The following is a 13,438-nucleotide window of genomic DNA, read 5'->3' on the forward strand; positions in this document are numbered from 1 at the left end:
GCGCTGGCCGTGTACGCCGACACCCGCCGGCTGCTCGCCGAGGAGCTGGGCGTCGACCCGCGCTCCGGGCTGCGCGAGCTCCAGCAGCGCATCCTCCAGGCCGACCCGGCCCTCGCGGAGCCCTCCGCGCCGGTCGCGGAGCCGCCTGCGGCGCCGGTGCGTCCGGCCCAGCTGCCCGCGTCCGTACCGGACTTCACGGGCCGTTCCGCCTTCGTGGACGAGCTCAGCGCGGTGCTGGCGTCGGCCGTGGAGACGGAGGGCAGCGTGATGGCGGTCTCCGCGATGGCGGGGATCGGGGGCGTCGGCAAGACGACGCTCGCGGTGCATGTGGCGCACCGGGCCCGGGCCTCCTTCCCGGACGGCCAGCTCTACGTCGACCTCCAGGGCGCGGGGCCCCGCCCCGCCGAACCGGAGACGGTCCTCGGCTCCTTCCTGCGCGCCCTCGGCACCGCGGACTCGGCGATCCCGGACTCCCTGGAGGAGCGGGCGGCGCTGTACCGCTCCGTCCTCGACGGCCGCCGGGTCCTGGTGCTGCTGGACAACGCGAAGGACGCGGCGCAGGTACGGCCGCTGCTGCCGGGCACGGAGGGATGTGCGGCGCTGGTCACGTCCCGGGTGCGGATGGTGGGGCTGGCCGGGGCGCATCTGGTGGACCTCGATGTCATGTCCCCCGACGAGGCGCTGGCGCTGTTCACCCGGATCGTCGGCGCGGAGCGGGTGACCCCGGAGCGGGACGCCGCGCTCGATGTCGTCGCCGCGTGCGGATTCCTGCCCCTGGCCATCCGCATCGCCGCGTCCCGGCTCGCGGCGCGGCGCACCTGGACGGTCTCGGTGCTCGCCGCGAAGCTGGCCGACGAGCGGCGCCGCCTGGACGAACTCCAGGCCGGGGACCTCGCGGTGAAGGCGACCTTCGAGCTCGGCTACGGCCAGCTCGACCGCGTCCAGGCCCGCGCCTTCCGCCTCCTGGGCCTCGCCGACGGCCCGGACATCTCCCTGGCCGCCGCGGCCGCGGTCCTCGACCTGCCCCTGGAGTCCACGGAAGACCTCCTCGAATCCCTCGTCGACACCTCCCTCCTGGAGTCCGCCGCCCCCGGCCGCTACCGCTTCCACGACCTGGTCCGCCTCTACGCCCGCGCCTGCGCGGAACGCGACGAACAGCCGCCGAGCGAGCGGGGGGCGGCGATGTCGCGGTTGCTGGACTTCTATCTGGCGACGGCGGCACAGGTGTACGCGATGGAGCGGCCCGGGGACCGGGTGGTCGACCATCTGCGGCCGACCGTCTACCCGGGGCTGCGTTTCGAGGACCGGCACCAGGCGCAGGACTGGCTGTACGCCGAGGCGGTCTCCCTGCTGGCCTGCGTGCGCCAGTTCGCGGGTGCGGGCACGCTGCCGCGCGCCATCGACCTGCTGTGGACCGCCGTCGACCTGACCGAGTCCGGCGCCAACTCCCGGGAGTACGACGCCGCGGCACTCGCCCTGCTCGACGCGGCGCGGTCCAGCGGGGACGGCCCGGCGCAGGTGCGGGCGTCGGTCGTGCTGGCCAACGCCCATCAGCTGTCGGGCCGGTTCGCGGAGGCCGACGAGTCCGCGCAGGAGTCGCTGCGGCTCGGGGCCTCGTGCAGCGATCCGCTGGCCCGCTGCTGGGCGGCCAACATCCGGGGCGCCATGGCCTTCTACCAGCGCCGGTACGACGATGCCGAGCAGCATCTCAAGCAGGCGCTCTCGGACTTCCGGGACTGCGCGGACCGCGCCGGCGAGGCGAGCGTGCTCTGCAACCTCTCCCGCATCCATGTGGTGACCGGCCGGCCTCACAGTGCGGTGGAACTGGCCCAGCAGGGTGTCGACATGTACGAGACCCTGGGGCACGCGGTGAAGAACGCCAACGGCCGCTACGCGCTCGGTATGGCCCTGACCCAGAACGGCCGCCATCTGGAGGCCGCCGAGCGGCTGCGGGAGGCGCTACGGGTCTTCCAGGAGAGCCGGCAGCGGCTGTGGGAGGGCATGACGCTGTTCCGGCTCGCCGAGCTCGATCTCACGGCCGAGCGGCCCGCCCAGGCATCGGCGAACGCCGAGGCCGCGCTCACGGTGCTGCGCGGGATCGGCGGCGAGTGGCGGCGCGGCAATGTGCTCACCGTGCTCGGCCGGGCGCTCGACGGCATAGGGCAGTCGGGGCGTGCGCGGGTGTGCTGGCAGGAGGCGCTGTCCATCTACGAGTCGCTCGGTTCGCCGGAGGCCGACTCGGTCCGCACGCTGCTGGAGGGGACGACGGTGGCCTGAGGCGGGGCACCAGCGGGCCGCGCGGCTCGGGGCGTTCATCGTTCGTTTATCGCGGCACGGCACTCTTTTGTTTGTCGATCCGTCGCGTCGGGGGGCAGACGGACCGCCGGTGAGGTCGCCCGGACCACCGATCTAAGGTGGGGCGATCAGTGAGCTCGTCCGGCCGTTCATCGGGGGAATGGCCGGGCGGGCCTCACAAATCGAGTCCAGCACCACTGGGGAGGAAGCACCATGAGCGACGCCAAGAAGGACGCGAAGACGGTCGACCCGGCCAACGTCCACGCGGAGGTGGCCCCGGCCAACAGCCACGCGGAAGTGGCTCCGGCCAACGTCCACATCACGGACGCCAAGGACACCGGGACGATGACGCCGGCCGGCAACGTCCACATCACGGACACGAAGGACGCCGCCAAGATGACCCCGGCGGGCAACGTCCACATCACCGACGCCGAGGACAACGGCACCTTCAGCCCGGACAACACGCACATCACTTCCGAGACCGCCTGACCGCCTTACGACGGGGACCGGCCAGGACGGCGACACACGGGGGATCGGCCGCGGCGGCGCGGAGGGGGAGCCGTCGCGGCCGACGTGTGTCCGGGGGCGGGGCGCCGCGCGGGGCGGGGTTCAGGCCACCGTGTACTGCATGTCCATCGAGTCGGCGATCTCCCGCTGGGTGAGCTCCTGCTCCCGCCGGATCTCGGCAAGCCGATGGGCCCGCACCTCGGCGAGGAGGCGTTCCTTGGCCGCCTGCCTCTCCTCGGGACTCCGCACGGGAAGCCCCGCAGCCCTGCGCTGCTCGTCCGCTTGACGCTTCACTTCGTCCCAGCTGACGGTGCTCATTCGTACTCCCTCGTGTCCAGCTCGGCGATGTGGTCAACGAGCGCTCGGCCGGGCGCGGAGGGCGATGGCTGGTGTGTCACCCGAACGAGTCGGCCCTCCCCCGCCCCCGCAGCGCCCCCTTCACCACCTTCCCGCTCGCGTTCCTCGGTAGTTCCGGGAGGAACTCGATCTCTCTGGGGACCTTGTAGTTCGCCATGGTGTGGCGGGACCAGGTGATCAGGGCGGTGGCGGTGAGGCGGGAGGTGGGGTGGCGGACGATGTAGGCCTTGGGGACCTCGCCGAGGCGGGGGTGGGGGATGCCGATCACGGCGGCGTCGGCGACCTCGGGGTGGGTGGAGAGCAGGCGTTCTATCTCGGCGGGGTAGGCGTTGAAGCCGCCGACGGTGAACATGTCCTTCAGGCGGTCCGTCACCCGCAGATTGCCCGCCGCGTCCAGCACCCCGATGTCGCCCGTGCGCAGCCAGCCCTCCGGCGTGATCGCCGCCGCCGTGGCCGGTGCGTCCGCGTCGTAGCCGCGCATCACGTTGAAGCCCCGCACCCAGATCTCGCCCGGCGATCCGGCGGGGACCGGCGTACCGGCCGGTGACACCACCCGCACCTCCACCCCGGGGATCGCCCGCCCCGATGTCGCCGCGATCAGCGAGGGCTCGTCGCCGCGCCGGCACATCGTGACCATCCCGGTCGCCTCCGAGAGGCCGTACGCGGTGAGGACCGTGCCGACGCCCAGTTCCGTGCGCAGGCGTTCCACCAGGCGCGGCGGGATCATCGCCGCGCCGGTCACCACCAGCCGCAGCGCGGACAGGTCGTGCGCGGCGCGGGCGGGGTGGTCGAGGAGGGACTGGTGCAGGGTCGGAGGGCCGGGGAGGACGGAGACGCGTTCCGCCGTCATATGGGCCAGCGTCGTGTCCACGTCGAACACCGGCTGCGGGATCATCGCCGCCCCGCGCATCAGACACGCGAGCACCCCGGCCTTGTAACCGAACGTGTGGAAGAAGGGGTTGATGATCAGGTAGCGGTCCGCCGACCGCAGCCCCGCCAGATCCGCCCAGGTCCCGTACGCCCGCAGCGTCTGGCCGTGCGTGATCACCGCGCCCTTGGGACGGCCCGTCGTACCCGAGGTGAAGACGATGTCCGACACCGAGTCGCCGGACAACGAGGCGGAACGAGAAGCGACTTCGGCCGAGCCGATGGCCTCCCCCGCCGTCAGGAACTGCCGCCAGGTGCGGAACTCCGGCGGCGCCTCCCCCGACAGCACCACCACCTCCCGCAGCGACGGCACCCCCGGCAACGGTCCTGGTCCGGTGCCGGAACCCGCCGCGCGGCGCAGCGCCGCCACGTACGACGTGCCGAGGAACGGCCCCGTCACGAACAGCAGCCGCGCCCCGCTCCCGCGCAGCACCTCCACCGCCTCGCCGCCCTTGAAGCGGGTGTTCAGCGGCACCAGGATCCCGCCCGCCGACACCGCGCCCAGCGCCGCGACGATCCAGTCGAGGGAGTTGGGGGCCCACACGGCCACCCGGTCGCCCGGCGCCACCCCGCTCGCCAGACAGGCGGCCGCCGCGCGTTCGATCCGGGCGCCCAGCTCGGCGTAGGTGATCCGGGTACGGCCCTCCACCACCGCCTCCCGGTCCGCGTACCGCGCGGCCGACCACCGCACCAGGGCCGGGATGGTGTGCCACTCGCCCATGATCGGCCTCCCCGACCGCGCGATCCCGTAGCTGCCGAGTCCCCGTAGCTGCCGAACCCCACAGCTGACTCGTCGTCAGATTAGCGGTAATCTGACGGGCTGTCAGCTACGGGAAGGGGGCCCACGCCATGGCGGGGACGGGACTCAAGGACGCCACGGCCATCGTCGGGATCGGGCAGACCGCGTTCGCCAAGAACCTTCCGGAGGACGAGAGAACGCTCGCCTGCCGGGCCGTGCTCGCCGCGCTGGACGACGCCGGGATCGCGCCCGGCGAGGTCGACGCCCTGGCCTCGTACACGATGGAGGAGACGGACGAGGTGGAGCTGGCGAAGGCGGTGGGGTTCGGGGATCTCGCCTACTTCGGCAAGGTGGGCTACGGAGGCGGCGGCTCCTGCGCCACCGTCGCCCATCTCGCCACCGCCATCGCCGCCGGCCAGGCCACCGTGGGCGTCGCCTGGCGCGCCCGCAAGCGCGGCAGCGGACCCCGGCCGTGGACCGGCACCACCGGCCAACTGCCCACCCCCGCCCAGTGGACCCGGCCCTTCGGGCTGCTGCGGCCCGCGGACGAGACGGCCATGCTGGCACGCCGCTACATGCACGAGTACGGCGCCACCCGCGACCACCTCTTCAATGTCGCCCTCGCCTGCCGCAACCGGGCCAACCAGAACCCGGCCGCCGTGATGTACGACCGCCCGCTCACCCGCGAGATGTACATGACCTCCCGCTGGATCAGCGAGCCCCTCTGCCTCTTCGACAACTGCCTGGAGACGGACGGGGCGTTGGCGTGTGTCGTCGTCGGGCGGGAGCGCGCCCGGGACTGCCGCCGCAGGCCCGTGTACGTCCACGCCGCTGCCCAGGGCCTGCCCGCCCAGCACCACGGCATGGTCAACTACTGGAACGACGACCCGCTCACCGGCCCCTCCTGGACCACCGCCCGCCAGCTGTGGAAGCACGCCGATCTCACCCCGGACGACGTGGACGTGGCCCAGATCTACGACGGGTTCAGCATCCTCGTCCCGCTCTCCCTGGAGGGCTACGGCTTCTGCGGACGAGGAGAGGGCGGCCCCTTCACCGAGCAGGGCGCCCTGGAGATCGGCGGACGGCTGCCCCTCAACACCGGGGGCGGCGGGCTCTCCGAGGGCTATGTGCATGGCTTCAACCTCATCACCGAAGGGGTGAAGCAACTGCGCGGCACCAGCACCGCGCAGGTCCCCGGCGCCGCCACCTGCCTGGTCACCGCGGGCGAGAGCGTCCCCACCTCCGCGCTGCTGCTGAGGAGTTGAGCCATGATGCTGAAGCCGGTCACCGACGCCGACGGCGCGCCCTTCTGGGCGTACGCGGCCCGCGGCGAACTGCGCGTACAGAGCTGCGGGGAGTGCGGCGAGCCCCGCTTCCCGCCCCGCCCCTGCTGCCCTCACTGCCGGTCGTTCGCGAGCGAGTGGCGGCTCATGTCGGGGCGCGGGCGCGTGTGGTCGTACGTCGTCCCGCACCCGCCGCTGCTGCCCGCGTACGCGGAACAGGCGCCGTACAACGTGGTCGTGGTGGAGCTGGCGGAGGTTCCGCGGATCCGGCTGGTCGGCAATCTGGTCACCGGGGCCGGTGCGCCGCTCAACTCCCTTGATCCGGGGCGCATCCGGATCGGTGCCCGGGTGCGGGCGGTCTTTCACGAGGGGCTGCCGCAGTGGGTGCTCGTGTGAACGCCGTGCGCCTGGCGGCCGACGAGGACACCAAGGTCGCCGTCGTCACCCTGGACCGGCCCGAGCGGCTCAACGCCATCGATCTGGAGATGGTCCGGCAACTCCGCGAGACATGGGGGCGGTTGAGGTTCGACGACTCCGTGCGGGCCGTCGTGCTCACCGGGGCCGGGGAGCGGGCGTTCTGTACGGGGATCGACCGGGACACCGTCGTACCGCAGCCGTCGTCGCCGTACGCGCAGGACGATCCGCTGCTGGGCGTCGGGCCGAAGGCGAACGGGCTGTGGAAGCCGGTCGTCGCGGCGGTGCGCGGGATGGTGTGCGGCGGGGCCTTCTATCTGCTGGGCGAGTGCGAGTTCGTGGTCGCGGACCGCACGGCGGAGTTCTTCGATCCGCACACGACGTACGGCATGGTCAGCGCGTACGAGTCCATGCTCATGGCCGAGCGGATGCCGTACGGGGAAGCGGCCCGGATGATGCTCATGGGGACGGCCGAGCGGATCTCCGCCGAGCGGGCCCATGCGATCGGGCTGGTGTCCGAACTCGCGCCGGATGGCGACCCGTTGGCGGCCGCCGTGCGCTGTGCCGAGGTGCTCGCCGGGTATCCGCCTGCGGGGGTGCAGGGGACCGTGCGGGCCCTGTGGGCGGCGCGCGAGGCCGCCCGCGCGCAGGCGTTCGCGCAGGCCCCGCACCTCATCGCCCTCGGCAATCTCCCGTCCGACCGGCAGGCGGAGCTGTTCGCGGCGCGGCGGCGGGGGTTCCGGGTGCGGTGAGGGGATCAGCGTGGCGTACCGCGGCGGCCCGGCGCTCGGGAGGCACCCGGGAGGCATGGGCATGACGGCCACCCCGTCCAGCGGCGTCCACCATCTGGCGGGGTTCCGGCACGCCGGGTAGCGTCGGGCCCGGGACGGCCGCCGTCCGGAGCCCTTTCCGTGAACCGGTACGACGGCCGTCACGCACGCGCGCGTCAGGCCGTACGCGCCGTCCCCGTGCCCTTCTCCGCGTCCAGCGCGTACACACAGCGGTCCTTGCTGCACGCGTACACTACACCGTCCCTGACCACCGGGGAGCCGGTGATCTCGCCGCCGGTGGCCAGCTTCCAGCGGAGCCGGCCGTCGTCGGCCTTGAGGGTGTAGAGCAGATGGTCGGTGGAGCCGAAGTGGATCCGGCCCTCCGCGACCGCCGGGGCGCCCACCACGTCCCCGCCCGCCTGGAAGCGCCACTTGGGGGTGCCGGTGACCGCGTCCAGGGTGTACAGGCCCTTGCCGCTGCCGACATGGACGTGTCCGGCGGCCACCAGGACCGGCTCGACGGAGGTACGGGCCTCGGTGGCGATGCGCCAGCGGTCGCGGCCGTCGGTGGCGTCGAGGGCGTAGACCGTGCCGAGGTAGTCGGCGAGGTAGACACCGCCGCCGGTGACCGCGGGGCCGGGCGCGAAGGCGGGCGGGCTCAGGAAGACCGCGGGCGCCTCGAAGTGCCAGCGCACCATGCCGCTGACCGCCTCGACGGCGAGCACCCGGCTGCCTGCGGAGATGTACACATAGCCGTCGGGCGCCGGGGTGATCCGGACCGGGACGCCGCCGCAGGAGGCCGCGTCGCCGATCGGGTACGCCCAGCGCTCCTCGCCGGTGCGGGCGTCCAGCGCGCGCAGCCGGGCGTCCTGCCAGACATAGACCGTGCCGTCATGGACGTGCGGGCCCGCCTCGGGGGTCTCGAAGTCGGTCTGGCAGCCGCTGATCTCCCACAGCCGCTGCCCGTTCGACGCCTCCCAGGCCTGGACGCCGCCGCCCCGGGTGCCGGTGACGACGGTGCCGTGGTCGGCCTTGAGGGAGTACACCCAGGCGTCCGTGGACAGCCGCCACAGATCGGTGCCCTCGCGGGCGTCCAGGGCGAACAGGGTGGGGCCGTCGGAGGCGTGCACCCGGCCGTCGGCGACCGCCATGGACCAGGCCACGTCCCGCGTCTTGAAGCGGCGCCGGCCGGTGCCCACATCGAGGGCGTGCACCTCGAAGGAGGTGACGTAGACGAGGTCGCCGTCGACGGAGGGGGTGCCCCAGACGTCGTTCGACATGCGGAAACGCCAGGGGCGCCAGCCGCTCGTCTGCTCCGGGGGGCCGGGCGGGGCGGCGGGTACGGCGGGGTCGGCGCCGGCCACTCCGGGGCGCGGGCGGGACCAGTTGGCGACCAGTCCGGCCTCCGGCGGGGGCGCCTTGACGGCGGCGGCGCGGGCGTCGGCCACCCGCGGTCCCGGGCCGATCGGGACCGGGGCACCGGCGAGCCGTACCGGGCCGGTGTCGGGGGCGGCGGCCGGGGCCGCGAAGGAGGCCGACGGGACCGGCGGGTCGTACGCGGGCGGCGGCGGGACGACCGGACCCGCGGTGGGGCGCGGCCCGGGTCCGGTGGGACGCGGTCCGTGGGCGGTCGTCGCCGGGGCGGGCTTGGGGGCCGGGCGGCCGCCGCGGCGGGACTCGATCAGGGCCACCGCGTGATCGGGCAGCCAGGCGGAGGCGGTGCCGCTGTCGTCCGAGCCGGAGCCGAAGAGATGCGGCGCGAGCTGGGCCTGGAGATCGGCGGGCGACGGACGGCCGGGGGCCTCCATCTGCATGCAGACCTCGATGAGCGGGCGCAGTTCGTCCGGCAGACCGGTGAGGTCGGGGCCCTCGCGCAGCAGCATGAACACGGTCTCAACCGGGTTCGCGCCGTGGAAGGGCGGATGCCCGGTGGCCGCGAAGACCAGCATGGAGCCGAGCGAGAAGACATCGCTGGCGCCGGTGACGCTGCGGGAGTCCTTGGCCTGCTCCGGGGACATGTAGGCGGGGGTGCCGACGGCGACGTTCGTCATCGTCAGACGGGTGTTCGAGACGCCGGACGCGATGCCGAAGTCGATCACCCGGGGGCCGTCCTCGACCACGAGCACGTTGGACGGCTTGAGGTCGCGGTGGACCAGGCCGGCGCCGTGGATGGACTGGAGGGCCTCGGCGACGCCCGCGGCGAGCCAGCGCACGGCCTGCGCCGGCAGCGGCCCGCACTCGTTCACTATCTCCTCAAGGGAGGGCGCGGGCACATAGGCGGTGGCCAGCCACGGCACGGCGGCGCGCGGGTCGGCGTCGACCACGGCGGCCGTGTAGAAGCCCGAGACCGCGCGGGCCGCCTCCACCTCGCGGGTGAAGCGGACGCGGAAGAGCTGGTCCTCGGCGAGTTCCGTGCGCACCGTCTTGATCGCGACACGTCGGCCGGACGCCGAGCGCGCGAGATAGACCAGCCCCATGCCGCCGGCGCCCAGCCGGCCCAGCACCTCGAACGGCCCGATCCGCCGCGGATCGTGCTGCGTCAGCTGATCCACTTGCCTGCCACCTCCCCGTACCGGCCGCGCCGGCCCTTTTTACGCGACCAAAGTGCAGCGTCTCACCACCGCACCGCCATGGCGGCACGGACCCCGATTCTTCCTGGCCGGGCGGCCGGTTGCGAACCCGGGGACAAATCGGGATGTCCTACCGCTCCAGTAGGGCGAACGACGCCCCTTGATTGTCGGTGACGACGGCCACCCGTCCGTACGACGCCTCGAACGGGGGCACCTGCACCCGCCCGCCGAGCCGCCGGACGGTGCCGAGCGCCTCGTCCAGGCCGGTGACGCGGAAGTGGGTGAGGATGTGCGGGGGCATCTCGGCGGGGAAGACATCGGTCACGTCGGCGCGGCCGAAGTCGGGGTCGGCGCCGGGGGCGAACAGGGCGTGGTGGAACAGACCGCCGTAGAAGGTGTTCGCGCCGGTGGTGTCGCGGGTGTACAGCTCGGCCCAGACGAAGGTGCCGGGTGCGTGGCGCAGCCCGAATCCGGGGTGGCTGCGCGCCTGCCACAGCCCGAAGACCGCGCCCTCGGGGTCGGCGGCGAGGGCGGCCCGGCCGAGTTCGGCGACCGGGTACGGGGCCACGACCAGCTGTCCGCCGGCCGCGGTGATCCGCCGGCTGAGCGTCTGGATGTCAGGCGTCGCGAAGTACACCGTCCAGACGGTGGGCATCCGCCCGTCCGCCTTCCGCCCCAGCTGTGCCACCGGCCGCCCGTCCTGCCTGGCCCACACGGAGCCGCCCTCCCCCTCCTGGAAGGTCCAGCCGAAGAGGTCCCCGTAGAACCGCTTGCCGCCCTCGACGTCGGACAGCTGCGCGTCGAGCCAGCAGGGGGTGCCTTCGGGGTAGGGGCCCGGGTCCTCGGAGGGGGCCGGGGGCGGGGCCGAGGCCGGTTTGCCACCCTCGTGTGGCTCTTCGTTCGTGGATGCCCTGTTTTCGGCCATGTCGTCAAAGTAACCGGGTGTCGCGCAGCGCGCAGACCAGGCACACCAGGCTCGATGGGCCCGCGCACCCCATTTGCAGTCGGCCGAATCGCGCTCCCATCACCCCTCGGTAAGCTGACGGCATGACAGGACAAGTGCGTACCGTCGACGGCCGCGTGGCCGGTAGGCGTGGGCAGGCGACCCGGCAGAAGCTGCTCGACTGCCTCAGCGAGATGCTCAGCTCCTCCCCGTACCGGGACGTCAAGGTCATCGATGTCGCCCGGAAGGCGGGCACTTCGCCCGCGACCTTCTACCAGTACTTCCCGGACGTCGAAGGTGCCGTCCTGGAGATCGCCGACCAAATGGCCGCCGAGGGCGCCGGTTTGACCGAGTTGCTGGAGGGGCGCTCCTGGGCCGGCAAGTCCGGCTGGGTGACCTCCCAGGAACTCGTGGACGGCTTCCTGGACTTCTGGAAGAAGCACGACGCGATCCTGCGCGTGGTCGATCTCGGTGCCGCCGAAGGGGACAAACGGTTCTACAAGATCCGTATGAAGATCCTTAACTCGGTGAACAACTCGCTCGCCGACGCGATCGCGGAACTCCAGTCCAAGGGCCGCGTGGACAAGGACGTGAACCCCGCCGCGGTGGCCGGTTCCCTGGTCGCCATGCTCGCCGCGGTCGCCGCCCACCAGAAGGGCTTCTCCTCCTGGGGCGTCAAGCAGGCCGAACTCAAGCCCAATCTGGCCCTGTTGATCCATCTGGGCGTCACGGGGCGCAAGCCGTCGAAATAGCACCGATAGGGATCAGTACGTCCCGTTAACAGCCAAGTCCTGTCTTGCAGGCGGTGGTTCACCGACGTGAGCCGCCGCCTGCCGTGCTGTCGGGGGCGGTAGGGGACGGCAGGGGCGGCCATCGGCTCACGCCGGGAGCGGCCGGTCCCGTACGACGTGCTTCATCACCAGCGTCGAGGTCAGCCGCTGCACCCCCGGCAGCGTGGCGAGCCGCTCGTCGTACAGCCGCTGGAACGCCGCGAGGTCGGCCGTGGCCACCCGCAGCAGATAGTCCGGCTCCCCGAACAGCCGTTGCGCGTCCAGCACATGATCGAGCTCGCCGACCGCCCGCTCGAACTCGGCGACCGTGTCCCGGTCCTCCTGCCGCATGGACACGAAGACCAGCGCCTCGAAGTTCAGCCCGAGCGCCGTCGCGTCCACCACCGCGCGGTAGCCCTGGATCGCGCCGGAACGCTCCAGCTCACGCAGTCGGCGGTGGCACGGCGAGACGCTGAGCCGCACCCGCGCGGCCAGCTCGGTCACGGTCAGCCGCCCGTCCTGCTGGAGCTCGGCAAGGATTTTCCGGTCCACGTCGTCCATGGAGTAGATATTTGCGCAGAAGCACGGATCATGGGCAAACTTCGGGAACACTTTCGGGGCGATCGCGCCTAATGTCCCCTTCATGGACTCGGGACTGCTCTTCTCCTTCCTCGTCGTGGACCTGCTGCTGGTGTGCGTGCCGGGCGCCGACTGGGCGTACGTCATCGCGACCGCCCTGCGCGGCGCCCGGGTCCCGCACGCGGTGGCGGGCCTGGTCTGCGGATACGCCCTGCACACGGCCCTGGCGACGGCCGGTCTCGCGGTCCTGGTCGCGGGCTCGCCCCGGCTGCTGACGGCGCTGACCGTGGTGGGCGCCGGGTATCTGCTGTGGCTGGGCTGGGGCGTCCTGCGCCGCCCGGCCACCCCGGCGGCGGGCACGACCGAGGCCGCGGAGGGGCGTCCCTTCCTGCGCGGGGCCACGATCAGCGGTCTGAATCCCAAGGGCCTGCTGCTCTACCTCTCCGTGCTCCCCCAGTTCCTCACCCTGCGCGGCGCGCATCTGCCGGTCCCCGCGCAGACCGCGGCCCTCGGCCTGCTCCACATGGCGTGCTGCGCGGCCGTCTACCTCACGGTCGGCGTCCTCGCCCGCGCCCTGCTCTGCGCCCGCCCCGCCGCCGCCCGCGCGGTCACCCGCACCTCGGGCGCGGCCATGCTCGGCATCGGCGCGTTCCTGCTGGTGGAGCGGCTGGCGACGCTCTAGCACCCAGGGGCGCCGAGGGACGCTCAGGGGCGCTCAGAGGCGCCAGCGGCCGGACAGTCGCTCGGTCGCTCGGTCAGCCGGAAGAGCCTGATCTCCCGGCTGATCCGCTTCTGATAGGCGGCGTACGGCGGCCAGAACGCCAGGGCCGCCGCCCACACCGCCGCCCGTTCCTCCCCCTCCAGGAGTACGGCGGTGACGGTCACGTCGGTGCCCCGCCAGCTGATCGACACCCGTGGCTGGGCGAGCAGATTGTGGGTCCAGGCGGGATGTCCGGGCCGCCCGAAGTTGGACCCGACGAGGATCCAGCTGCGCCCGGCACCGGCCCCTCCCCCGGCCCCGCCCTCCGGCATGCACGCCAGCGGTGTCCTGCGCGGCAGCCCGCTCCGGGCGCCCGTGGAGGTGAGGACCACCCCGGGCAGCATCGCCGTGCTGAGCAGCCTGCGCCCCCGGGTGAGCCGGTGCACGCCCCGGTCGAGCGCCGGGATCACGTAGGGGGCGACCCGGGCGAACCCCCGGCTGGCCGACACCCTCCGCACCACCCGCACCCCGACCCCGGCCCGCGCCCCTGCCTCGGCCCCCGCCGCCACCCCGGAACCGGCGCC

The 13,438-nt window shown here is 73.1% G+C and carries 13 protein-coding genes; 7 read left to right on the plus strand and 6 right to left on the minus strand.

What is annotated here, in order from left to right:
- The coding region (locus tag AB0N90_RS26895) for a tetratricopeptide repeat protein (RefSeq protein WP_365200873.1) at window positions 1–2,277 on the plus strand (2,277 nt) is incomplete at its 5' end.
- Between the two features lie 231 nt (window positions 2,278–2,508).
- Complete coding sequence (locus AB0N90_RS26900) at window positions 2,509–2,784, plus strand: hypothetical protein (protein WP_365200874.1); 276 nt, start codon at window positions 2,509–2,511, stop codon at window positions 2,782–2,784.
- Between the two features lie 120 nt (window positions 2,785–2,904).
- On the opposite strand, the gene AB0N90_RS26905 is transcribed toward AB0N90_RS26900, so the two are convergent.
- On the minus strand, window positions 2,905–3,120 hold the full coding sequence (locus tag AB0N90_RS26905; protein WP_365200876.1) for a hypothetical protein: 216 nt from the start codon (window positions 3,118–3,120) through the stop codon (window positions 2,905–2,907).
- A gap of 76 nt (window positions 3,121–3,196) precedes the next feature.
- Complete coding sequence (locus AB0N90_RS26910) at window positions 3,197–4,807, minus strand: FadD3 family acyl-CoA ligase (protein ID WP_365200879.1); 1,611 nt, start codon at window positions 4,805–4,807, stop codon at window positions 3,197–3,199.
- Window positions 4,808–4,935: 128 nt separating this feature from the next.
- On the opposite strand from AB0N90_RS26910, the gene AB0N90_RS26915 reads away from it, so the two are divergent.
- Genes AB0N90_RS26915 through AB0N90_RS26925 form a run of 3 tightly spaced genes read left to right on the plus strand, consistent with a single transcriptional unit; the run spans window position 4,936 to window position 7,274 of the window.
- Window positions 4,936–6,090 carry a lipid-transfer protein gene (locus AB0N90_RS26915; RefSeq protein WP_365200881.1) on the plus strand — a complete coding sequence of 385 codons (1,155 nt, stop codon included), beginning with the start codon at window positions 4,936–4,938 and terminating at the stop codon, window positions 6,088–6,090.
- A 6-nt stretch (window positions 6,091–6,096) separates the two neighbouring features.
- Window positions 6,097–6,504 (plus strand): OB-fold domain-containing protein, encoded by a 408-nt coding sequence (locus AB0N90_RS26920; RefSeq protein WP_365201229.1) that lies wholly within the window; start codon window positions 6,097–6,099, stop codon window positions 6,502–6,504.
- The gene (locus tag AB0N90_RS26925; RefSeq protein ID WP_365200884.1) at window positions 6,501–7,274 is read left to right on the plus strand and encodes an enoyl-CoA hydratase/isomerase family protein; all 774 of its coding nucleotides are present in this window, start codon (window positions 6,501–6,503) and stop codon (window positions 7,272–7,274) included. Before AB0N90_RS26920 ends, AB0N90_RS26925 begins: the two co-directional genes overlap by 4 nt.
- 194 nt (window positions 7,275–7,468) lie before the next feature.
- Here the strand turns inward: AB0N90_RS26925 and AB0N90_RS26930 are convergent, their stop codons facing one another.
- Window positions 7,469–9,844 carry a serine/threonine-protein kinase gene (locus AB0N90_RS26930; RefSeq protein WP_365200886.1) on the minus strand — a complete coding sequence of 792 codons (2,376 nt, stop codon included), beginning with the start codon at window positions 9,842–9,844 and terminating at the stop codon, window positions 7,469–7,471.
- A gap of 148 nt (window positions 9,845–9,992) precedes the next feature.
- Window positions 9,993–10,787: a VOC family protein gene (locus AB0N90_RS26935; protein WP_365200888.1), complete on the minus strand. Its 795-nt coding sequence runs from the start codon at window positions 10,785–10,787 to the stop codon at window positions 9,993–9,995.
- Between the two features lie 134 nt (window positions 10,788–10,921).
- Here AB0N90_RS26935 and AB0N90_RS26940 point away from each other — a divergent pair, with 134 nt between their 5' ends.
- Complete coding sequence (locus AB0N90_RS26940; protein ID WP_346164827.1) at window positions 10,922–11,557, plus strand: TetR family transcriptional regulator; 636 nt, start codon at window positions 10,922–10,924, stop codon at window positions 11,555–11,557.
- 126 nt (window positions 11,558–11,683) lie between these two features.
- On the opposite strand, the gene AB0N90_RS26945 is transcribed toward AB0N90_RS26940, so the two are convergent.
- Window positions 11,684–12,136 carry an Lrp/AsnC family transcriptional regulator gene (locus tag AB0N90_RS26945; RefSeq protein WP_037657809.1) on the minus strand — a complete coding sequence of 151 codons (453 nt, stop codon included), beginning with the start codon at window positions 12,134–12,136 and terminating at the stop codon, window positions 11,684–11,686.
- Window positions 12,137–12,218: 82 nt separating this feature from the next.
- Between AB0N90_RS26945 and AB0N90_RS26950 the strand changes: the two genes are divergently transcribed.
- Window positions 12,219–12,836 (plus strand): LysE family translocator, encoded by a 618-nt coding sequence (locus AB0N90_RS26950; protein WP_365200891.1) that lies wholly within the window; start codon window positions 12,219–12,221, stop codon window positions 12,834–12,836.
- Window positions 12,837–12,859: 23 nt separating this feature from the next.
- Here the strand turns inward: AB0N90_RS26950 and AB0N90_RS26955 are convergent, their stop codons facing one another.
- A complete protein-coding gene (locus tag AB0N90_RS26955; RefSeq protein WP_365201231.1) occupies window positions 12,860–13,423 on the minus strand; it encodes a nitroreductase/quinone reductase family protein in 564 nt (187 codons plus the stop codon).
- Window positions 13,424–13,438: the final 15 nt, after the last annotated feature.

It is taken from the genome of Streptomyces sp. NPDC093018, assembly GCF_040684035.1.
Lineage (GTDB): Bacteria > Actinomycetota > Actinomycetes > Streptomycetales > Streptomycetaceae > Streptomyces > Streptomyces murinus.

What these genes read in the sequence shown, in the direction of transcription:
- AB0N90_RS26905 (WP_365200876.1), bottom strand. Translation starts at nt 3,120, where the DNA reads ATGAGCACCGTCAGCTGGGACGAAGTGAAGCGTCAAGCGGACGAGCAG.
- AB0N90_RS26915 (WP_365200881.1), top strand. Translation starts at nt 4,936, where the DNA reads ATGGCGGGGACGGGACTCAAGGACGCCACGGCCATCGTCGGGATCGGG.
- AB0N90_RS26935 (WP_365200888.1), bottom strand. Translation starts at nt 10,787, where the DNA reads ATGGCCGAAAACAGGGCATCCACGAACGAAGAGCCACACGAGGGTGGC.
- AB0N90_RS26900 (WP_365200874.1), top strand. Translation starts at nt 2,509, where the DNA reads ATGAGCGACGCCAAGAAGGACGCGAAGACGGTCGACCCGGCCAACGTC.
- AB0N90_RS26950 (WP_365200891.1), top strand. Translation starts at nt 12,219, where the DNA reads ATGGACTCGGGACTGCTCTTCTCCTTCCTCGTCGTGGACCTGCTGCTG.
- AB0N90_RS26945 (WP_037657809.1), bottom strand. Translation starts at nt 12,136, where the DNA reads ATGGACGACGTGGACCGGAAAATCCTTGCCGAGCTCCAGCAGGACGGG.
- AB0N90_RS26910 (WP_365200879.1), bottom strand. Translation starts at nt 4,807, where the DNA reads ATGGGCGAGTGGCACACCATCCCGGCCCTGGTGCGGTGGTCGGCCGCG.
- AB0N90_RS26920 (WP_365201229.1), top strand. Translation starts at nt 6,097, where the DNA reads ATGCTGAAGCCGGTCACCGACGCCGACGGCGCGCCCTTCTGGGCGTAC.